The organism is Gelidibacter maritimus, assembly GCF_014062315.1.
Taxonomy (GTDB): Bacteria; Bacteroidota; Bacteroidia; order Flavobacteriales; family Flavobacteriaceae; genus Gelidibacter; species Gelidibacter maritimus.
Genome location: NZ_JACGLT010000011.1, coordinates 112,968 through 134,525, shown reverse-complemented (window position 1 = coordinate 134,525; position 21,558 = coordinate 112,968). Strand labels below are relative to the sequence as shown.

At 39.1% G+C, this 21,558-nt stretch carries 23 protein-coding genes; 15 read left to right on the top strand and 8 right to left on the bottom strand.

The window, feature by feature from the left end:
- Nucleotides 1-44 precede the first annotated feature (44 nt).
- From H3Z82_RS13995 to H3Z82_RS13980, 4 genes are all read right to left on the bottom strand, one after another.
- Nucleotides 45-326 carry a hypothetical protein gene (locus tag H3Z82_RS13995; protein WP_182206127.1) on the bottom strand — a complete coding sequence of 94 codons (282 nt, stop codon included), beginning with the start codon at nt 324-326 and terminating at the stop codon, nt 45-47.
- An 87-nt stretch (nt 327-413) separates the two neighbouring features.
- Nucleotides 414-1,895 (bottom strand): MauE/DoxX family redox-associated membrane protein, encoded by a 1,482-nt coding sequence (locus tag H3Z82_RS13990; protein WP_182206126.1) that lies wholly within the window; start codon nt 1,893-1,895, stop codon nt 414-416.
- A gap of 89 nt (nt 1,896-1,984) precedes the next feature.
- The gene (locus tag H3Z82_RS13985) at nt 1,985-2,965 is read right to left on the bottom strand and encodes a helix-turn-helix domain-containing protein (RefSeq protein ID WP_182206125.1); all 981 of its coding nucleotides are present in this window, start codon (nt 2,963-2,965) and stop codon (nt 1,985-1,987) included.
- A gap of 38 nt (nt 2,966-3,003) precedes the next feature.
- Entirely contained in the window at nt 3,004-3,369 is a 366-nt protein-coding gene (locus H3Z82_RS13980) for a DUF7793 family protein (RefSeq protein WP_182206124.1), read from the bottom strand.
- Between the two features lie 209 nt (nt 3,370-3,578).
- Here H3Z82_RS13980 and H3Z82_RS13975 point away from each other — a divergent pair, with 209 nt between their 5' ends.
- The 5 genes from H3Z82_RS13975 to H3Z82_RS13955 all read left to right on the top strand — a co-directional run bounded on the left by H3Z82_RS13975 (nt 3,579) and on the right by H3Z82_RS13955 (nt 8,835).
- Nucleotides 3,579-5,981, top strand: a complete 2,403-nt coding sequence (locus H3Z82_RS13975; protein WP_182206123.1) for an aminotransferase class I/II-fold pyridoxal phosphate-dependent enzyme — start codon at nt 3,579-3,581, stop codon at nt 5,979-5,981.
- A 23-nt stretch (nt 5,982-6,004) separates the two neighbouring features.
- Nucleotides 6,005-6,844 (top strand): RteC domain-containing protein, encoded by an 840-nt coding sequence (locus H3Z82_RS13970; protein WP_182206122.1) that lies wholly within the window; start codon nt 6,005-6,007, stop codon nt 6,842-6,844.
- A 271-nt stretch (nt 6,845-7,115) separates the two neighbouring features.
- Entirely contained in the window at nt 7,116-7,400 is a 285-nt protein-coding gene (locus H3Z82_RS13965) for a helix-turn-helix domain-containing protein (RefSeq protein WP_182206121.1), read from the top strand.
- 3 nt (nt 7,401-7,403) lie between these two features.
- Complete coding sequence (locus tag H3Z82_RS13960; RefSeq protein ID WP_182206120.1) at nt 7,404-8,189, top strand: hypothetical protein; 786 nt, start codon at nt 7,404-7,406, stop codon at nt 8,187-8,189.
- On the top strand, nt 8,173-8,835 hold the full coding sequence (locus H3Z82_RS13955) for a P-loop NTPase family protein (RefSeq protein WP_182206119.1): 663 nt from the start codon (nt 8,173-8,175) through the stop codon (nt 8,833-8,835). Before H3Z82_RS13960 ends, H3Z82_RS13955 begins: the two co-directional genes overlap by 17 nt.
- Nucleotides 8,836-8,940: 105 nt before the next feature.
- On the opposite strand, the gene H3Z82_RS13950 is transcribed toward H3Z82_RS13955, so the two are convergent.
- A complete protein-coding gene (locus H3Z82_RS13950; protein ID WP_182206118.1) occupies nt 8,941-9,570 on the bottom strand; it encodes an N-acetylmuramoyl-L-alanine amidase family protein in 630 nt (209 codons plus the stop codon).
- 188 nt (nt 9,571-9,758) lie between these two features.
- Between H3Z82_RS13950 and H3Z82_RS13945 the strand changes: the two genes are divergently transcribed.
- From H3Z82_RS13945 to H3Z82_RS13900, 10 genes are all read left to right on the top strand, one after another.
- The gene (locus H3Z82_RS13945) at nt 9,759-10,046 is read left to right on the top strand and encodes a hypothetical protein (protein WP_182206117.1); all 288 of its coding nucleotides are present in this window, start codon (nt 9,759-9,761) and stop codon (nt 10,044-10,046) included.
- A gap of 32 nt (nt 10,047-10,078) precedes the next feature.
- The gene (locus tag H3Z82_RS13940; protein WP_182206116.1) at nt 10,079-10,363 is read left to right on the top strand and encodes a hypothetical protein; all 285 of its coding nucleotides are present in this window, start codon (nt 10,079-10,081) and stop codon (nt 10,361-10,363) included.
- Nucleotides 10,350-12,755 (top strand): TraG family conjugative transposon ATPase, encoded by a 2,406-nt coding sequence (locus tag H3Z82_RS13935; protein WP_182206115.1) that lies wholly within the window; start codon nt 10,350-10,352, stop codon nt 12,753-12,755. The genes H3Z82_RS13940 and H3Z82_RS13935 overlap by 14 nt, the downstream gene beginning before the upstream one ends.
- Before the next feature lies 1 nt (nt 12,756).
- Entirely contained in the window at nt 12,757-13,326 is a 570-nt protein-coding gene (locus H3Z82_RS13930) for a conjugal transfer protein (RefSeq protein ID WP_182206114.1), read from the top strand.
- 2 nt (nt 13,327-13,328) lie between these two features.
- Entirely contained in the window at nt 13,329-14,171 is an 843-nt protein-coding gene (locus H3Z82_RS13925) for a hypothetical protein (protein ID WP_182206113.1), read from the top strand.
- Between the two features lie 12 nt (nt 14,172-14,183).
- Nucleotides 14,184-14,807: a conjugal transfer protein TraK gene (locus H3Z82_RS13920; protein WP_182206112.1), complete on the top strand. Its 624-nt coding sequence runs from the start codon at nt 14,184-14,186 to the stop codon at nt 14,805-14,807.
- Complete coding sequence (gene traM, locus H3Z82_RS13915; RefSeq protein ID WP_182206111.1) at nt 14,788-15,711, top strand: conjugative transposon protein TraM; 924 nt, start codon at nt 14,788-14,790, stop codon at nt 15,709-15,711. Before H3Z82_RS13920 ends, traM begins: the two co-directional genes overlap by 20 nt.
- Nucleotides 15,712-15,715: 4 nt before the next feature.
- Complete coding sequence (locus tag H3Z82_RS13910; protein WP_182206110.1) at nt 15,716-16,573, top strand: DUF4138 domain-containing protein; 858 nt, start codon at nt 15,716-15,718, stop codon at nt 16,571-16,573.
- A gap of 271 nt (nt 16,574-16,844) precedes the next feature.
- Nucleotides 16,845-17,483, top strand: coding sequence for a type IV toxin-antitoxin system AbiEi family antitoxin domain-containing protein (locus H3Z82_RS13905; protein ID WP_182206109.1), 639 nt, complete (start codon nt 16,845-16,847; stop codon nt 17,481-17,483).
- Nucleotides 17,480-18,337 (top strand): nucleotidyl transferase AbiEii/AbiGii toxin family protein, encoded by an 858-nt coding sequence (locus H3Z82_RS13900; RefSeq protein ID WP_182206108.1) that lies wholly within the window; start codon nt 17,480-17,482, stop codon nt 18,335-18,337. Before H3Z82_RS13905 ends, H3Z82_RS13900 begins: the two co-directional genes overlap by 4 nt.
- Nucleotides 18,338-18,448: 111 nt before the next feature.
- Here H3Z82_RS13900 and H3Z82_RS13895 read toward each other — a convergent pair whose 3' ends face one another.
- Genes H3Z82_RS13895 through H3Z82_RS13885 form a run of 3 tightly spaced genes read right to left on the bottom strand, consistent with a single transcriptional unit; the run spans nt 18,449 to nt 21,503 of the window.
- Complete coding sequence (locus tag H3Z82_RS13895) at nt 18,449-20,029, bottom strand: type IV secretory system conjugative DNA transfer family protein (RefSeq protein WP_182206137.1); 1,581 nt, start codon at nt 20,027-20,029, stop codon at nt 18,449-18,451.
- A 9-nt stretch (nt 20,030-20,038) separates the two neighbouring features.
- Nucleotides 20,039-21,091 (bottom strand): MobB family relaxase, encoded by a 1,053-nt coding sequence (gene mobB / locus H3Z82_RS13890; RefSeq protein WP_182206107.1) that lies wholly within the window; start codon nt 21,089-21,091, stop codon nt 20,039-20,041.
- Between the two features lie 10 nt (nt 21,092-21,101).
- On the bottom strand, nt 21,102-21,503 hold the full coding sequence (locus H3Z82_RS13885) for a BfmA/BtgA family mobilization protein (protein WP_182206106.1): 402 nt from the start codon (nt 21,501-21,503) through the stop codon (nt 21,102-21,104).
- Nucleotides 21,504-21,558: the final 55 nt, after the last annotated feature.

The window sequence follows — 21,558 nt, the reverse complement described above, 5'->3', positions numbered from 1 at the left end:
CTGTTTCTATTTATGAGACAGCCTCTTTTCTTTTATGAATTAAACTATGAACCCGGTTTAAATAGTGGTTTTGGACAATCAGAGTCAGAAGAGCTATACTTCCCTCTTAGCTTATGTTCCACTCCATCAACTATAACCGTACAAGCCTCACCTTCAAAGGGTGAACACATGTAAGGGTCAGTTTCGCATGGCATAATATTATCGATCCATGCAGGTTCTAAAACTTGTGCAGCACTGCTGCTTCCTGACATTTGCGTAGCAAATGCACCTAACACCCCAACGGCAACTACCGCTATAGGAATCAGGATTTCCTTTAATTTAGCCATAATAACTTTGTTTTTGGCTGGCTGACATTTAATATGGGTGGTCAACCTTTACCCTATTGGTGCGTGATCAGTGCATCCTATATAAAACTATAGTTTTTTAAATATTGCTTTTTTCATTTCGCAAACCACGATGTGGTTTTCTGTCAATCCAATAATCTTATCTTCATACAGATAGTAACTTTTCACTTCCTCTTTGTTCTCATAATAAAAATAAAAGCTAAGCTCGTAGCTGTTCTTTGTTATATCATACACGTCAATAATCGAGGCATGTTCCAACATATCTGCAACGTCAAAACGCCCTAAGTTTTTTGATTTAATCATCAGATAGCCATTACCTGCAGCCGCACTATGGTTTACTTTTTTATAAGTCTTGGCAAGCTTCTTTTGCCTGCCACCTTCTAGATAACCAAATTCCAGATCAACCTGCTTGATTGTATCTATTGTCTTATTATAAACCGAATTTTCCAAATTGTAATCTGCCAAAAGATAATTGTTGCGGTAGAAATACACATACAATACCTTGTCCGTATCTGCATCAAATAGCAGCTGTCCGTCCGTGTCAAACAAACCATCAATCTTTGTATCCAATATCCCGCTGTGCACATGTAGGTTACGGGTTTTCAGATCGTATTCTGCCAAAGTCGTTTCCTTATTGAGCATATCATATACCCTCAAAACAGCTCGTTGTTTTGATTGGGGCTCAAAAGCCGTAAAGGGGATATCCAATGTATAGCTTTCACTTATTGTCCAGTCATCAGTATTTCCTTTTTGGATAATTCCCGAAACACCATCTGTCAGAAAAAATACCGAATCAGAGACGGTAATCCGCGCTGTTTGGTAGTCAGCTTTTAAGCTGTCAGGAATAGTAATTAAATGCGGCGCACTACCTTTTAAGTCCATCGACAGGGCAAGAATATGACGAGGTGCGGTTGTGTTGCCCAGATAAATACTGTCTTTGAAAATTCCGGCAACATAATAGGAATTGTAATCTAGTTGATAAGAAATGGGGTCTTTTAAGGGACGGTGGAGAAACTTGCGTACAAGTTCATTGTTATATTTAATTTTTTCTTCAGAAAGTTTGGTGATGGAAACTGTTATTCCAGAACTTAAAATCAAGATTAAAAAACTTAAATAAAGAACTCTCTTTTTAGAAATATCCGTAAAAAAGAGGGCTAAAATGGCAAACCCGCAAATAATTATATTAAACCAAAAGTGCTGCGTCCAACTCATTTTCTCTAATACCCCACCACAAGAACAAGGCACAAAATCAGAAAAATTAAGAATGATAACAATATAGGTCGTAAACATGACCATCAAGCCATAAAACCCATAAAGCGCCCATAATCGAAACCTTGGCATCATAAGGCCTAAGGCAATAAGCAGCTCCAGAAATGGGACGCCGATAGCTAAGGGTTTGGCATAGGCACTTAACAAAGGCGACTGACCTAACTGTGTCTGGAATGTTTCAAAATCCAAGAGCTTACTTACCGCAGCATACACAAATAACAGAATGAACATCAAACTGATCAGCTCTGGTATTTTTTGTATTATGGATTTAGGAACTCTCATATCATTTGTGTTGATATGGTAAAGTTCCAAACTTAAATTATACGAAAACGTGAAAGTATTTGCCTAATCGGGATTAATTTCCAGAAACCCTATAATTTACCTCTGGAGATGGTATCGTTTCTCAAATCTTTTGGGGTATATCCAAACCTTTCCTTAAATAATCTTGAAAAATGGGATTGGCTTTTAAACCCCGACTTGTGCGCGATAGTTTTAAAGGGGAGGTCCGTATACTGTATCATTACCTGTGCTTTTCGGAGTCGCTCTTGTATGATGAATTTATGGATTGTGGTCCCATAGAGCTCTTTAAAGCCATACTTCAACTTGAACTCATTCGTTCCCAACTGAAGGGCAAAATCCTTCTGTGATGGAAAATCGGTTTGGGGATTGTTGAAAATGATATTATGTGCAGCTCTAATCTTTTGGATGTCCCCATAGGTCAACACCATTTTATTTTTTTTGGATAGTAAACTTGTATCATTTAACACCCGTTGGTATTTTCCGTTAATGACCTTTTTCTTTAATTCCGATTTCAACTTTTTCTGATAATAGGAATGTTGAACCACGGTGATCAATAGTTTCCTGCTTTCATTTGCCCTGTGCCTAAAGGTGGTAAAATGCACAACTTTGGGAACCTCAAAATTATTTTTGCGCTTAAAGATCAAATGGACAGAACCTTCAAGTTTTGGTTTCCTGGTTATGCTTTTCCATTTGCTATTCCAGATGGTCTTCGAATCATCCGTCAGAAAATCTTCAAACAACTTTCCTACGATATTATCCATTGGCAGAGAGAGCATTTTGCCTGCTTGACCGTTGACCATTTCAACGACTCCATTCTCATCCACTATGAAACTCATCTTTATAATATCCATGATGGTTGTATTGGCATTAGCAAAACCCTGATGGACCATGTTAGCCTCAATTTCTTCAGCTAACATATTCAACCCCACAATAATTGATTCAAGGTCATCATCCTTTGAAGAACGCTCTATCTGATAATGAAAATTACCTAAGGCCATTTCCAAAATCATATTATGAATGTTCCTTACCCGTTGTTTATCAAATTCTCCCATAATTAACTATTTACTTTTTAGATGTTTATGCCCAATTATCACTTATATTTTTTCAAAAAAATCAAAGCCTCACTTATCGTTTCAAAGACCATGGTAGGTATTGGTGGCTTACTAGTGCGTAAGTAAAACTTTGAAAACATGTCCGAAACAGGTGCTTCAACTATAAATGCCACGGCTTTAACAAACGACGAACCTTCTATTGACAAATAGATACGCGCTGTTTTGTTGATCCCTCTTACTTTACGTATATCGCACAGTACAGGAATGCTTTGTCCTTCCTGTACAACGAATCTGTCCTCAACAATGCTGATGGCCGCCGCTAAATCCAATTTGACATTTTTATATTCAACATACAGGATACCCTCCTTTATAACATACGTCGCATATTCATTTTCAGCAAACATGATCTCAACAATTTGAAAATTAGTTTCTTAAATATAAAGTTAAAAATTTAATTAAGGAAGGTTTGACCAAAACGGAGTAGGAATTGTCATATAGGGATTAATCTTAGCCTAAAACGGATTAAAATTTGACTAAAACGGATTATGACGCTCTGCCACTCTCCAATATCGCACAAAAGACATTAAATTCTATGTTTAATAAATTCAATAACATGGCAAAGATTAAACAAAACAACTTTTTGGACACAGTAAATGACGTTTTTACGGACGCTATTGATGAAGGGGTACTTCATTTATATGCAGACGGGGAAACATTTACAGGCAGAACTATTGGTGTCAACAATAGAAAACTATTTCATTTTGGAACTACAGGATATTTAGGTTTGGAACAGGACTCTCGATTAAAAGAAGCGGCCATAAGCGCCATTCGGAAATATGGCACTCAATACCCTCTATCAAAGTCCTACATTTCCAATCCGCTTTATAGACAATTGGAGGAAAAGGTATCTGAGATGTACGGAAATCCAGTAGTCATCACAAAAAATAGTACGTTAGGTCATTTGGGAGTCATTCCCAGTGCAGTAAAAGACGAAGATGCAATTATTTTGGACCATCAAGTACATTGGAGCGTGCAAAGTGCTGCAAAGGTACTGAAAACAAGAAGTGTCCCTATTGACATGGTTCGCCATAATGATTTGAACATGTTAGAGGATAAAATAAAAGCATATTCCAATACCAGAAAGAGAATTTGGTATATGGCAGACGGGATCTATTCTATGTATGGTGACTATGCACCGGTTAAAGAATTAAAAGCGTTGAGTCTAAAATATCCCCAGTTGCATCTTTATTTTGATGATGTACACGGCATGAGTTGGATTGGAAAAAATGGTACGGGCTATGTTATGAGCGAAATCAATGAGCTTTCGGAAAACATGCTATTGTTTGGCACCTTGAGCAAAACGTTTGGGGCAAGTGGATCAGTGTTAGTTTGCTCCAATAAAAAAATGTATAACGAAATAAAAACCTTTGGAGGCCCTCTCACCTTCTCCGCTCAACTTGAACCTGCCTCTGTTGCTGCTGCAACGACTTCAGCGGAAATCCATTTAACTCCTGAGATCTACGAACTCCAAAATGACTTAAAAAAAAGAATACAATATTTTAATGAACTCGTCCATCAAACAGATTTACCACTTATAGATAAAAACAATTCGCCAGTATTTTTTATAGGTACTGGAACCCCGAAGACTGGGTATAATTTTGTCAATCGCTTGATGAAGGAGGGGTTTTATGTCAACCTTGGACTTTTCCCAGCTGTACCAGTTAAAAACACTGGAGTTCGAATTACAATATCCCGTCATAATCAAATTCAGGAAATTAAAGCATTGGTTGATGCCATGCAATATCATTTGCCAAAAGCCCTTGAAGAAACACATACTGATTTGAACCGTGTCTATCAAGCATTCAAACTAGAATCAAAGTCCAAACCAGAAAATTTGACACATGAAAATCTAACCATGCGTTTAGAAAATTCCATTTCAAATATAGATAAGCTGACATGGAACACCTCAGTCGGAAAAAATGGCATTCAAGATTGGGACGGAATGAAGTTTCTTGAGGATACATTTAGTGACAATGAATTGAAAGAAAATAATTGGTCTTTTTGGTATTTACTTATACATGATCAAAAAAACCAGCTTGTATTGGCAGCCCTAATATCCTCATCTTTGTGGAAGGACGATATGCTCGCAAATACAATCGCATCGAAAACTATTGAGGAAAAACGTCTAACGGACCCTTACTATATGACTTCAAAGGTTCTTAGTTTAGGATGTCTTTTCACTGAGGGAAATCATCTTTATTTAGATAACAAGCATCCCCTGAAGAACGATGCCTTAAATAAACTGATGGCAACCCTGGAACAACTAGAGAAGGATTCAAATTCGAAAATGGTTACACTGCGTGATTTTAATGAGGACGACAGATTACATAGCTATTTTCAAGGTCAAGGCTACTTTAGGATTCAGATGCCAAACTCATGTAGCATCAGTTTAAGACGCAATGATTCTATTGAACACTACATATCTAAACTTTCATCGCGGAGCAGAAAACATTTTAGAAAAGACATATTGGCTCATGAATCTTCATTGGAAATATCGATTCTATCTGAATTGGATAAAGCTCAAATAATTCAGGTTAAGAAACTGTATGATAACGTCCGAAAAAACAATTTAGGCCTGAACACTTTTTCATATCCCGCAAAGTTATTTGAAAACATGTCCAAAAATCCAAATTGGGAGTTTATAATCATTAAAGTCGCCAAAACCAGTAAAGATATTATTGGAGTCATGTTCTGCTATAGGAATAAAAATCACACTTACGTCCCTTCTTTGGTAGGCCTTGATTATGACAATCTCCTCACTTACCATACCTACCGACAATTACTTTATCAAACTATCAAAAGGGCAATCCATTTAAATTTTGAACACATTGATTTGGGAATGACCGCAGCATTTGAAAAAAGAAAACTTGGTGCCATTGTGGAAGAAAAACATGCCTACATCCAGACATCTGATAATTACACGTTAGAACTTATGGGTTTATTAGAATGTAAATAAGCAAGGACATCAGTTTGCAGGACATGAAATACCAAGAATTAATATCGGAATACCAGATGCACTTAGATGCCTTGGAGTCCCGCACGGAAGATATTTTATATAAAGCAGAGCATGGCATTTCAAGAACTGAAAAATTCATTAAACTGTTACGTCAAAAGGTCATCGAGATGGGCTTTAAGAACAATGAGGAAGAAATCAGTTTCTTCAAGCATATAAAACCTCAAATTTTTAGCAAGCTCATCTACTATGTCAAGCTTTTCAATATTGAAAGTAAACGTCCCAGGAGCAGTTCTAAATTTCAGATCAAATATCTTAATGCCCACATTAACAAACTACAAGTCTATTTTAATGATAATCTGGATTTTTATCATTACTACCGCAGAGGCGCTACAACACTTGATGAGGAATATTTCATTAGGGGCAAGACTGATCTCCGTTCGCCCACTGATTCATACCATTTTTTCGTAGATGATCAGTTTGCCACTTCTCAGGACACTACCGTTGCGATGATCATGGCCTATGATATGCTGATCGTGTATTTACAACAGGAAATTGAAAAATTAGAAACAAATAACAGTGTTTACCAAAATGCAATGAAAAATTCATCCTCAAAACTTTTTTGGACTGGAAATAAAACGGAATTGATTGAACTGATATACGCGCTGCATAGCAGTGGCTCTATCAATAGTGGCACCGCTGACATCAAAGAGCTGGCCTCAGTATTTGAGCAATTGTTCAACGTTGATCTGGGCAACTACTACCACACATTTATAGAGATCAGGGCGAGAAAATCCAGTAAGACAAAATTTATGGACAAGCTTACAGATGCCCTGAACAGACGGTTTGAAGATTCAGACGAATAATCCATAGGTCATCCCACCTTGGGAGAAATAAATCCATTCCTTTCCGCATAGCTTTTGATACCTTTTGAAGGCAGAAACCTTGTTATTCCATTCCTTCATTTAACAAAATACCCCAAATCTATAACAATAAATATCCCCCACCTCTGGATGGACTATGGATGCTTTGACAATAATAGCTATCAAATTTGCAGAACGAAAGTCAAATCAAGTTAGGGGCTGTCAAATTAATTGAAATTGAAACGATAGTCCCTTTCTCTAAAACCATTCGATTATGCCAGTAAATATTATTACCACCGATGATCTTCGGGAATTCAAAATGGAATTGCTCGATGCTATTAAAAATCTTTTAGCAAGTCAATCTAAAGGAACAATGAAAAGATACCTCAAATCCTCTGAGGTTATGGACTTATTGCAGGTAAGCCCGGGAACATTACAGAATCTCCGCATCAATGGCACACTGCCCTACACGAAAATTGGCGGGATTATCTACTATGACTCCGAAGAAATTCAAAAAATCCTGACTTCAAACCGAGTACAAAACGGTCTAAATTCTTAGAAGATGAATTATATAAAGCTTCTCAATGCGGCTTTTGAAAAATTCCATGAAGACGACCGCCTGCAGCCTACCCATATCAGTCTTTATATGGCCCTGTTTCAGGAATGGAACTGTAATCGATTTGCCGAAGAATTTAGTGTAAACCGAAGAGATTTGATGATAGCGTCAAAAATAGGCTCCAAATCCTCTTACCATCGCTGCATCAGAGACCTTGACGCATGGGCATATCTCTCCTATTTTCCCTCCAACAGTCCTTACAGGGGCAGCAAAATAAAGATGATTATCTTCTGGAGCGAAGATGAACCTGCAGCGGATCAAAACTGTCCCTTAACAGGACCATTGCTGGGATGCCAGCGTCCCGAAAACGAACCCACTCTGGGACGGTACAATCCCTTTTTGGAACAGGTTGCGGAACAGTACCGTCCCAAGGATGAACTTATCCTGGGACGGTATGGTCCCACCAGCGGACTTACAATGGGATCTACTATAAACAGTAATAAACAAGTAAACATTAATAAACAACCAAAGGGCTGGCAGGTTGTTATTGATTTTTTTGTTGAAAAAGGTTTTCATGCTGATGAAGGAAAAAAATTCTTCGAGCATTACGAAACCCGGAACTGGAAAACAAGTGATGGCAATACCATTCGTGATTGGCGTGCCCTAGCCAAGCATTGGATGGACAGAGCCGAGTTATTCAAAAATAAAAGTAAAGCAAACACGAAACCACCGTCCCGATTTAAAGACAACTTAAAAACCACTAAACACAAAGATTATGGCCAACCCCTCTAAAATTATTGAAGATGATGTGGAATACTCCATAGGCACCTTTGATGGCAAAACGGTGGTTTATGATTTTGACCTCATCCTGAACTACTTGGATGCCAAAGGAAAAATAATGTTCGGCAACCCCTTTAAGATTTACGACGAAGATCTTGGCGTTCTCCGTAAACTCTGCCATTATTTTATCAAGGACAGGGACTATTGCCAAAAGCATGACATTGATCCGAACAAAGGCATTCTCCTATCTGGTCCTGTAGGTTGCGGAAAGACCACCCTGATGAAACTCTTGCGATATATCGTACCGATGCAACGGCCTTACGAAATCATTCCATCCCGTAATGTAACTTTTAGCTTTAATCATCTTGGCTTCAAAACTATTGAAGATTACGGAAACACTAAGTCCTTTTGTTTTGATGATTTGGGCATAGAGCCAATGGGCCGATTCTATGGAAAAGACCTCAATGTGATGGGCGAAGTATTATTGTCCAGATATGAACTTTTTCTGGACACCAAACAGAAAGTTAAAACCCATGCTACCACCAATCTTGGTGCTGATGAGCTTGAAGAACATTATGGCCACCGGGTGCGGAGCAGAATGCGGGAATTGTTCAATTTGATTGCGTTTGATAAAAAATCTATGGATAAGAGAGGGTAGTCTATCTACGGAATGATTTGTACAATAAAACCAACTCTAAAATAAACAGGACTATAATTTCTCTCAAACTTTTTGTCAGTGACAAATAAATCTCTTTCATAAATCTTATCGTTTTATGGTCCTTAAAATTACTTGTGCAATAGCGTTTAAGTTTCTAATGTTAGACAGATATGCGTGCTCATCACGATTACTCAAAAACCCTAATTCCAAAAGCACTGAAGGGCAATGATCATCAGTCTCCCTTAGCACCTGAAAATTCGAAAACTTCACACCCCTATTCTCAAAACCCAATTCCTTTTTGAACGCCGCTTGCAATTCAAAGGCCAACCAAATGGCATCCCTCGAATATTGTGAAGTCGCATTTGACACATACACTTCTATTCCCCTGGCATCCGGATTATCGGCATGGTTACAATGCAAGGAAATAAACAGATCTGCTTTTAGAGCTTTAGCTAATTTTGTCCGATCAGATAATGAAATAAGCGTATCACTATATCTGGTCATAAAGATTTTCAGGGGTGCTTCCAATTGTTCGTTTAGCCTCAGAATTTCCCAAGCGATATTAAGGACTACATCTTTTTCCTTAATTCCATTTATACCAATGGCACCAGAATCTTTTCCACCATGTCCAACATCAATTACAATTCGTTTTTGCGAGACTGTTTCCTGTCCTAAAATGATGCACATTTTTAAGAGCAAAATCATAAAACTGACGTTTTTGAGTCCATTTTTCATTTTCAATTTTTGGGTTATCAACAACTTGATGTCTTTAAATCATAAAATTTAATGTCAGTTGACACCATCCGAAACTAAACAAAACTAAATAATATTTTATTCACAATTATCTGATTTACAGCATTTTATAAACAAATATATGTAAATTTCCATATCGAAAACAACACAAAATTTTAAACCTTCTCGTTATGAAAAAATCAAACTATTTCGCAGGATTTCTCTCGCTCCTCTCAACAACACTTTTTGCACAAATTGGTGGTATTGAAGATTCGGTTGATGATGTATCGAACACCATCCGAACTATTTTTCCAATCATTTTGGGCGTTATTTTCCTTGTGGGCTTCCTTTTTAACGCTGGACACTTCTTCGGAGAGAACGCAGACTTAAAGAAGGGCATCACTCGAGTTTTGGTATTCGTCTTGATCGCGGGTGCCGTAGTTGGCATTTTTACCTATCTCATTGGCATCGTCGTCTAAGCCTCCAAGAGGTATTTAAAAAAATATGCAATATGAAGACATTCGAGGTCTATAGGAACATCAGGAAACAGGCGGTCATTTTCGGACTGCCTATTTCCCTATTTGCGCTAATGATGGTTGCCATACTCGCTTCACTATTGGTCATCATTTTCTCATTCAGCTTTGGGATCATAATAGGGGTTTTAATTTTCAATGCTGCGCTTTACGTGGCACTGATTCGTATTACGAACCATCCACAACTATTCCAGATCACCAAGGTCTTTCCCAAAATTATAAGTAACAAAAAAAACATAGGTTTCAATTATGAACAAGATTGATCTTTCGACATACACACCAATTGCGGATGTTCAGAACCATATCATTTTTGCCACCAATGGTAATGTGGTCCTGTGCTATGAAGGGGACTTACCTGAAATCCATTCGCTTTCTGAAAAGGACTTTGAAGATACCCATAGTGTCTGGTTTCAAGCCTTGAAATCCCTGCCGGTGGGGACGGTGGTTCATAAACAGGATGTTTATCTCAAAACATTGTATACCTCAGAACAACTTCCAAACAACAGCTTTTTGGAAAAAGCAACCCACGACCATTTCAAGGGACGCGAACATATTGAACATCGTTGTTATTTATTTTTCATTTTGCCCAAGAATAAAGCACTCAACAATGCCAAATACATCAATCCCTTCCGAAAGGTTTCCAAGGGAATCGCGGGCGAACTGGATGACAATATCAAAAGTTTTAGCAATGCCGTAAGCGATTCCATTTCGTTCATCAACAACAGTAGAAAAATGGCATTTCTCCCGCTTGTTGCCGAAGAGATCCTGGAACTTACAAGCAGCTACTTCAACGGTTTCAATGAAGGCTTTGATACAGATATTTTACTCGATAAAAAAAGCGTCACTATTGGCGAAAACCATTTTGATGCCCTGGCCATCAATAGCGAACTGTGCTTTGGCGAAAGTGTACAGAGTAGCAAGACCAATGAGAAATTCACTTCTGATGATTTTGTGTTTCATCAAGGGTTCATTGATGGTTTAGGGCTTACGCTCGATGAAAATCACATTATCAATCAAATCCTGTATTTGGATGACAAGCAAAAATGGCGAAAGCTGCTGGATAAAAAGATTGAAGAACTGAACAAAAGCTCCAATTTTGGTTCACAGAACAAGGTCGTACTCGGAAAAATCCAACATATTCTTGACCAGATCAATGCCGATGACAGTTCACGGATCATTCGTGGACATCTCAATATTCTTTATTGGACCAAAACAACCAAAGAGCTCGATAAGATAACCTCCAAAATAAAGACCGAGTTCAAGGAACTGGATATCCTCCCCTATTATCCGAGAGGTGAAGCACGCAAAAATTATTTTCTCAACAGCTACTGTTGCTTCTCTTCCAATTTCTCGAATTCCGATCTCTACGTGACCGATCTGAAGCATGCCCTTTGTCTGTTCATAAACAATACGAATTATAAATCGGATGCCACTGGAATTATCTTCAACGACCGCGAACATAATATTCCGGTCTTAAAGGACGTATGGGACGAACGCAAAAAACGCATCAAGGCAAGGAACTTTGCCATTTTCGCACCCACTGGTGAAGGAAAGTCCTTTTTGGCCAATAATATCCTGCGCCAATATTTTGAAAGTGGTGTCCGTTTGGTCCTTATCGATCTGGGTGGTTCCTATACAAAGTTCGCAAAGCTTTATCCTGAACAATATACAGTGTTGCGCTACGAGAGCGGAAAAAATTTGGGCATCAACCCGTTCTACATCAGTCATCAAAATGACCTTACCCCTGAACGTCTTGAAGATCTTTCCGTATTCCTTTTCGAACTCTTTGCTTCGGATTTGAAAATAACCAAAGCACAATCCGTTTCCATCAAAAAGATCCTGCGTCATTACTATGATGGCACTTTAGAGAACCATTCATTGGAAAATTTCTACCATTTCATAGAAAAACATCAGAAAGACCTATTGAGCACACTGAATATCCATTCCGATTATTTCAATATCACAAGCTTTTTGCATGTCATGTCGGAGTACGTAGGCAATGGTCTCTATAGTTTCCTTTTTGAAATCAACGAGGACCAGACCTATAAGATCGAGGACAAACGATTGATTGTTTTTGAACTGGATGAAGTGAAGGACAATAAAGAAATCCTGTCCGTCATGTTGAAACTGATCAAATCGGCCATACAACGGACCATCTGGAAAAATCGCGCTGAAAAAGGCATTATCCTTTTTGATGAATTTGCCAAACAGCTGAAGTTCGATAATGTCCTTGAAAGTGTAGAATTCTACTATCAAGCCATCCGTAAACAAAACGGCGCCATCGGCATTATTCTGCAATCCATCAACCAACTTCCGAACAACTCTACTTCCGCCAGCATTTTGGAAAACACACAGGTCATTTACAGTCTAAACAATGAGAAAGGCTACGCCGAGCTGGTCAAAAGGCTCAACCTATCCAGTCATGATCTGAACCAATTAAAATCCATCAAGAACAATCTTTCAGGACCTCGAAAATACACGGAGATGTTTATCAAGATTGGAAAGGAAAGCAACATTTTCAGGCTCGAAGTTCCCAAGGAGGTATATGCTGCATATCTCACGGATGGCCAGGAAAACGAGGCAATAATGACGCTCTACGAGCAACATCGCGATATGAAAAAAGCAATAATTGAATTCACTTCTAAATCAAAATAATATGAAAATCAAAATCCTCACCACCGGAATCGCATTGGTATTAAGTGTTAATATACATGCCCAAGGCATGCCAGTATACGACAACACTAACTTTGTAAGCTTGGTAAAAACACTGGTAGAATCGGCCAAACAAACCTCACAGCTTTTAAAAACGGCTGAGTTTCTAAAACAGCAAAAGGAGAATCTCGAGAAGGTCAACAATGTTGTCCGACAGATGAATGCCGTCAGGGAGATTGGGCGGAATAACCAGCGGCTGATCCAGGTCATGCAAAATGATTTAAGGGACATTCTGAATTCTCCTTATATAAGACCAGATGAAATGACACGCATTTCAGAATCCTTCAATGCCATCGTCCTAAATTCATTGGAGACCATGGACTTCATTGATCAGATACTTTCGAGTGATTATCTCAAAATGAGCGATGCCGAACGTGCCACCATACTGAAACAAAAAGAGGAAGAATCCAAAGAGATGGTTTCCAATATTGGCATTCGGACGCGACGCTACAAAGACATTATTTCCTTTAGAAAAATGCAGGACAAAATCAATAACCGGGACACAGAATACTAAACATGACCAGTATGATAATTTTAGGGATCGGACTGGAATATATCGATACGATTTTCCAGACCATACAGAACAGCAGTTTTTCGCAATATACCATGGCAGGGATGAAGACGCTTGCCGTACTGTTTTTTCTGGTCAATATTCTTAAAAAATACAATGAAGGCATTGTGGACAAGGACGGCTACACCTGGGGATTGAGCCCAAGTGAACTCGCCAAGAATTTTGCCGTGGTCCTATTAGTCATCTTTTCAACTCAGGTATTGGGGTTCTTTGATGCCATTCTCGTGGCGATCGAATCACAATATCGCGGGACCGCTCCTGCCCTGCTGCCTTTACATTTGCAGGACATTGCGATAGAAGAGGATATCAATCTCATGGATGCGATGAAAAGTGCCATGACATTACTCTATGAGGCCTTGGTAACCCCGCTGTATGGATTCAAGATTTTAGCCTTTATCCTGAGCGTCATCCTTTGGATCCTCGACCTGTTCATCTATCCCCTTTTTCTGGCGGAACGCTTCTTTCTATTGGGGATCATGCAGGCATTTTTTCCGTTGGTCATCAGTTTGGCGGTATTCGAGAAATTCAGATCGCTTGCCTATTCATTCTTCAAACTATACGCTGCGGTTTATATGTTGGTACCTGCATTCTTTTTGGTCAACATCTTTATCAACGCCATCTACACCGAAATAAACACCAATTTTTGGACAACCCTGTTCGGTACCGATTTCGGACAGGGATTCTTCGCGCCGGTGGTACAGTTAGGTTCTGTAGGTTTTATCGTGTTCCTGAAATTCAGGTTATATGCGCGAGCCACGTCCTTTACCCTCAGATTATTCAACAACTAAAGCAGCTTTTTTATGAAAACACCCTATAAGAATATTTATCACCTCCTCAAATTGAACCGGTTTATCGTCCTGGCCGTCGTTGTGTGTGCCTTTACGGCAAGTACGTTTTCGGTTTGGATTGCCTTTACGACCCATAAAAATGCGCTCAACAGTGCCTTCGCCATCAACACCGATGGCAGTGTTATTCCTCTGAAAATCGTTACCCAAAAAGAAAACTTTACGGTAGAAGCCCTGGCACATTTGGAATTGTTCCATACCTACTTTTACAATATTGATGCGAGCAACTATGAACGTCATTTACAAAAGGCCCTGTGGCTGGGCAATAGTTCCGTGGACAATCTGTACCGCCAGAAAAAAGCAGATGGGGTGTACAACCGTTTACTGCAATATTCCTTGGTCCAAAAGGTGAAAAGTATCGATTCAAAACTCACGGAAACCAACGGTAAGTATACATTTCATACCACCACCCTATTTGAAATCAACAGAGGGTCGATTACCGATTCCTATGAACTTGTGTCTACCGGCAGTTTGATTCTAGTTGATCGGAATTTCCCGAACAATCCGCACGGATTATTGATCACCGATTATTTTGAAAACACCTTAAAAAAAATCTCCAATGAAAATAGAAAAAAATAAAATGGTCTTCGCGACCGTAATGGCCGTGATTGTCTTATTCCTAGTGGCCTATACCCTGATGGTTATGGACGATGGCAAAAGTGAAAGTGAACATTTAAAGCAGACGTTGGTACCTCCCCTGGAAGAAACCCAGAAACAGTATAAATCCAAATTGGATGCCCTCAACGATCTGAAAGACGTTCGGGAATCCAATGCCCCAAGTATCTATGATGAAAAACTGATGGACTCCTTGGGCTATTATGATCGAGATTTACCAGAACGTGAAAAAGAGCGGATTGTGGATAGCATCTATTCCGCAGGGAAAATCAACTATTCTGAACGGTCCTATCAGGTTCTTGGAGAAAGAAAGCCAGAAACCAAAAATGTACAAGAAATAGATTCCGCAGAAATAAAAAGAGAACAGAAGATTGAAGCCAAGGAACTGGGCCTGGAACATCAATTGTTCTTTGCTGCGTCACCCAAACCTGATGACAATTCAGTTTTTGGCACTACCGATAAAACCATCCATGTCGTTGTTGATGGCGATCAGGTCGTGAAAACCAATAGCCGATTGCGAATGCGGCTGACAAAAGCCGCGGTAATCAATAACCGGAAACTGCCAAAAAACACTCTGGTTTTTGGGTTCATTAGTTTCCAACCCAATCGCGCAATGATCAACATCGAAAATATCCAACACCAACCCACCAAGCTCAAAGCCTACGATCTTCAGGATGGCAGCGAGGGCATCTATATTGAAAACAATTTTCGTGCTGAAGCCACCGATGAAGTTGTGGACGACATCATCGGCGACATCAATATTCCAAGTATCCCCCAAGTTGGTGGCATCAGCAAAGTACTCAAGCGCCATAACCGCAGTGTGAAAGTAACCGTGCTGAACAATTACCAACTTATTTTAAAACCTTAATCTTATGAAAACACATTCTTTAATTCCAATCATTTTTATGGCGTGCAGTTCAGTATCACTCTACTGTACAGCACAAGCAAAAGACCAAAACATTACGGTCATGGATACGATTTATGCCAATGACACCATGAATGTCGCCCTCTTCTTCCCAGAACCCATTCGACAGGGCATTACCGGATCAGAAAATTTTGTTTTTACCTATAACCGAGAGAACGAGCAATATTTTGGATTGCTGCAAGCGACTCGCGGAAAGGACAGCAATCTTCTGGTCATCAATAAAAACGGTTCAGTATTCTCATATATCGTTAGATATAAATCGGAGCTATCAAAATTGAATTATTTCATTCCAATGTCGAGCAGTATCGGAAACGAAAAACCAGTTACCAAAGACTCCATTCCAGCAACATCCCAAGAAATCAACAAGGAAAACAAGGAGTACTACCGCCAGGAATTAAGTTCCCATCTTCTTGAGCGGAAACCGCGCAGAGGCAAAACAAAAAAACGACGGCACAACATTGTTTTGGGCGTGGAAGATATTGTTTACAATCGAAATGAACTTTACTTTGTGATCAAGATCGATAACAAGTCAACACTCGATTACGACTTAAATTTCCTCACGTTATCTATAGAGACAAGACATAAAGGAAAACGGAAATCTGTACAACGCCTTCATAAAGAGACTATTTTCACAAAGAATTTACCCTCCAAAATTGTAAAAGGTGAATCGACGCGGCTCGTATATGTGTTGCCAAAACTCTCACTCTCAACCGACCGTAGAGCTATTTTAGAGCTGAGCGAAAAAGATGGTGAACGAAATATTGAGCTAAAAATATCTCACAGATATCTCAACAATCCTAATTAGAATACCTTCAAATAGTCCAAATATAGGTTGATTAAAGAAATGCTCAACTGGAGAACTTATTTTGCAAGAACACAAATATTTTTCATCCGATATTTTTTCATCTCATAGTCACATCACTATATTCGGATCGTTTTTAATTATCCTAGGTTGTACAAAACATGATCTTATATTAAATCAACAGAGTAGATTTAACCAAACAACGACACCACTCTTGTAATTATATCAGCATTTAATCGGAAATAATCCGATTATCATTCATGAAAATCACATCATGGAGTTTAGAAAGAGGATAAAGGAATATGCAGAAACACCTATATCCAGGCACCTGATTTTGGATTTATTAAAAGATTATAAGCGTCCAAATGATAAAATCAGTGAGTTGCTTAAAAGTAAAAAGCTTATTTCTATCAGAAGAGGACTATATATAACAGGACCTAAATTGGACTTACCAACACCAGAGCCGTTTCTGATTGCCAATCACCTTAGGGGACCGAGTTACGTCTCCTTAGAATCCGCATTGTCCTATTGGAACATGATACCGGAAATGGCCTATGAAATAAGTTCAGTAACTCTACAAACTACAAAGACATATAAAACTGCTGTTGGACGATTTAGTTACCAACAATCAAAGGCTCCCTATTATTCTTATGGGATTAAAAACATAGAATATTCGCCTAAACAAACCGTGTTAATTGCCTCCCCAGAAAAGGCATTATGTGACAAAATTGTTCTAACACCCAAAATTCATCTTAGAAGCATCAAACAAACACGGGAATTTTTATCGGAAGATCTTCGCATGGACAGTGATATATTAAGCACATTAAATACAAAAATCATGGACTTATGGATTGATAGCGCCCCTAAAAAAAGTAGTCTAAAAATGCTTATTAAAACACTGATGGAATTATGATAAGAGAATGGATAGAGGACTATAACCCTCAGAATGAGGAAGAGATTTTATCTGCATTACGAGAAATAATGCAAGAAATTACTTTAGCAGGCTTATCAAGAACTGATTTTTTTGAGAAGGCAGCTTTTTATGAAGGAACCGCTCTCCGGATTTTCTATAGATTGGATAGATATTCGGAAGATCTGGATTTCTCATTACTTAAGCCCAATCCTAATTTTTCTATTGAGCCATATTTCAATGCCATTATAGATGAATTTAAGTCATTGGGCCTGACCATTAGTATCAAGGAAAAGAAAAAAACAAAACAAACGGCTATTGATTCTGCGTTTCTAAAAGCCGAAACCATATGGCAGGAAATTGTATTAGAAGACATCATCAAGGAAACTGGGGTGCGCTCCAACAAGACCTTAAAGATAAAAATAGAAGTTGATCGACAGCCTCCACTAGATTTCCAAACCGAAGAAAAGTTATTGCTCCGTCCATTTTCCTTTTACGTAAAATGCTTTACGAAACCAAGTTTATTTGCAGGAAAACTGCATGCCCTTCTATTTAGAAAGTGGCTAAATAGAGTTAAAGGAAGGGATTGGTATGATTTAGAATGGTATATCAAAAAGGGAATTCCTTTGGACGTAAATCATTTCTTAACGAGAGCGAAAGACACCAATGACTGGCCTGACACTACCATTTCCAAAGAACAGATCATCGAGCTATTGGACACCAAAATCGATTCTGTTTCATTCAGCAGGATCAAAGAGGACGTCGTTAAGTTTATCCCAAATGACGATGTTTTAAATATTTGGAGCCCGAAATATTTCAAGGATTTAATTCAAAAAATTAAATTTGAGACCACTTGATCTTAGTGAAAGGTCTATGTTTTAAGAATTCTTAGATATAAAACAAAAATATTTTCCCAACAACGTACAGGGTTAAGAACAAGACACCTCAAGCTGTACACTGTGATCATGCTATTCAAAAATTGACCTGGCTTCCTTATAAATCCTTTCAAAATTAGATGCCAAATCCGCATCAGAAAACCCAATTGTTGGTTGCGGCAATTGTCTCTTAATTGGCCGCAATTTAAACTGGACTCTTTTATCCTTACCATCCGCATACGTAATAAATTCACCTTGTTTCAATCTAAAGAAGACATCAGCCCTAATTTTAGGGATCTCCTTTTCACCTGTAGTGACGCGCGTATCAAAATCAAGACTGTAACCGCGGCTTACACTTTTGGTAGGGTCCTTAATGATCTCAAAGAACCGTTCATAATATTTAGCCGTATCCGGATCGTTGACCTTTCCGAAGAACTGATAGGAAAGGTTGCTCAAAATTGCCTTACTCGCCTTATCGCCATACATCATATCGTTTTGGATCTTGTCCTGCATCACATAAATTGTAGAAATATTGTAACTCCGTAATGTTGCGGGAATGCGGTGCATATTCAATAAGCGAATGGTCGGTGCCTCCTCCATCAATAAAAATGAAGGTTCTTTGTTTCGAACACTCATTTGTTTAGTAATGGTATGGATGATCATAGCAATGACCGGTGAATACGACGTTTCAAATTTAGGATTGTTCACAATCGAAACCACAGAAGGATTTTCCGGACTATTGATATTGAGCGGCACCTCATCCGCTGATAAGGCCATGAAGATGCGTTGCGTGCTGATTCGCTTCAGCGCATTGGCCAAGGTACTTTTAACACCTGCCGTCTGCCGCTCCGAGTCCTTACCGCTGATAAAGGCATCTGCCATTGCCCTCGATGTCGTATTCGTCTCCAAAAACTTGATCAGGCTGTCCGTGTCCAGGTATTGGTAAATAGCAATCAAATGTGGAAGGGTACAGAATTGTGGATAGTTGGTCCTCAATTTCCAGATCAGGCCACCGATCAGACCTTCCGCGGCATCGTTAAAGAATTTGGTTGTACCGGTTATTCCGCTTTCTCGTTGCTCCAATAGGTTTTCGATTAACACCCTTGACACCTCATTTACGCTTTCCTCGTTTTCTAAATAGCGTGGCGCGATAGGATTTACCCTGTCGATGATCCTGTCGAAGGAAATGACCTTGAACGGAACGTCACTATTCTTAAAGAGAGGATATGCCATTTCGGTCAGTTCAAAATCCTTATAATCGTGGATGACCCCACAAAAGCTCTCTTTTCTAAAATGTTTCAAGAAGCCATAGACCACACTTTCGGTCTTACCACTCCCCGCAGAACCTATGATGGATGCCCCACGTTTGATGTTTTCAAGTTTAAATTTTCCTTTGGTGGTATCAAAGTTGACCTGATATTTTATATTTCCATTTTCGGACTGGTCCGTTTTATGTAAAAACACGTACATCCCGATGTTGATCAAGACCAAGGGACAAACCAAATAAAGTGCTATGTGCACCAATGGAAATTGCTGATCCAGCACATACACAAGAATACCAAGCAGGAGGAAATTACCTATAAAGGCATATTTACTTAGCCGAAAAGTCCCATAGAAAAAACTGCTGGCACTACCAATAACAAAAGCTAGCGTTAGGAAATTGTCGAACTGCATCATTTCATATTAAATCCCGATAGAACTAGATTTGATGGCCACTTCCGCACCGCGGCGTAACCTGTTAAATATTTTCATTGCCAATTGTGCCTGTGTTGCAGGAATCGTCGGCATTATAGGAATGCCAGCTTTACCCATTATTTTAAACGCCAGTGCTTTTTCATTGGTAGGCAATTTCATAAGTGCTGCAAAATATATCTTTGGATTCTTGATAAAATCATTTCGCGCCTTATAGCTCTCAGCAAAGTTTCTGTTATAATCGAACGTTTTATCAAACGTTTTTTCGGCATTTTTAAAGAATGTAGCACGGTCAAACCCACGTTTGACAATTTTCCCGTGCATCTCAATCTCCGAAGCTTTATATTTACTTCCTGGCGAGAGACTGAAGGTATTTGAAGCATCCTTTCGGCTTACGATGATATGGATATGGCTTTGGTTTCCCGCCTTTGGCATTCCTTGTACAATGCGCTTGCCATCCTGCTGATGCGGTGCGGCCTTTTCCAAATTTTCGATTTCCGCTCTTATTTTTTGGACATTGCCTACTGCCCTACCTTCCCGGATATTCTGGATCTCTGTTTTTAACAGAAGGATCTTTGAGGCATAAGGTTGATTTTCCCTTATCTGTATGTCTGTTCCTTTAAAGGTCCTTTGATGTTCTATTCTTGCAAAGTATTTAATGTCATCGATGGTTAGGGGACGCCAATGAATTTCCCGGTTGAAAGAAGCCACATAATCCTTCATCAGTTCACGAGTATATATTTTTAGGTCTACGCTACTGTCTTGCAACCGGTTCAGTTCATATTTAGAGGGACTTACAGTTATGGAATAAAATTTCGGTTCGTTCCTTTTTAATTTTGCCGTATTTCCATCTATTTCCCTGATTACTTCCTCCGCAGAGATTCGATCGCCATATTGATTGAAAAAATGTTCGCCCCCTGCTGCTTGGGAAGTCAATTCTCCTAGTTCCAGACCTTGATTTTCCTTCTCCAGATATTCGACAAAATCGGCAGAACTTTGGGAGTAATTGCCGCCCAGTTTCTGAGGTGTGATAGTGATGTACATCGCTTAAATATTAGAGTTCATTATTTGTGTTCAGCTTTTTCTGAAAACCCTTTTCTCCTGCCTTACGGCGGATCTCCTTTTTTTCTTCCCGCATTGCCTTTTCCAAAATCAGAGGTTTTTTGGGAGCTTCTTCTGCCTGAAAGAGGGACGCGATCATTGCTGCAGTCGGTTTGGTCTGTGTTTTTTCAACATCTCTCATGATCGCAATAACAGCATTGATCCGCTTTTTAATGGAAGCTTCGATGGTCCTTCCGGTCGGACCCAATTTTTCCTTCGGCGAAATCTCATTATAGAAGAAAAAATCGAGCATGGCGGCCATGGCCTCAGTATGTGATCTGAAGTGGGTCCTTGAAAATTCCTGAAACCGTTTGGCAGTTTCCTTTTTAAATCTGATTCCAATAAATGTGTCCATATTTCGCCGTATTGTCGCAAAATCTTCCCTAAAAATGGGTGTATCCAAGCCGTTT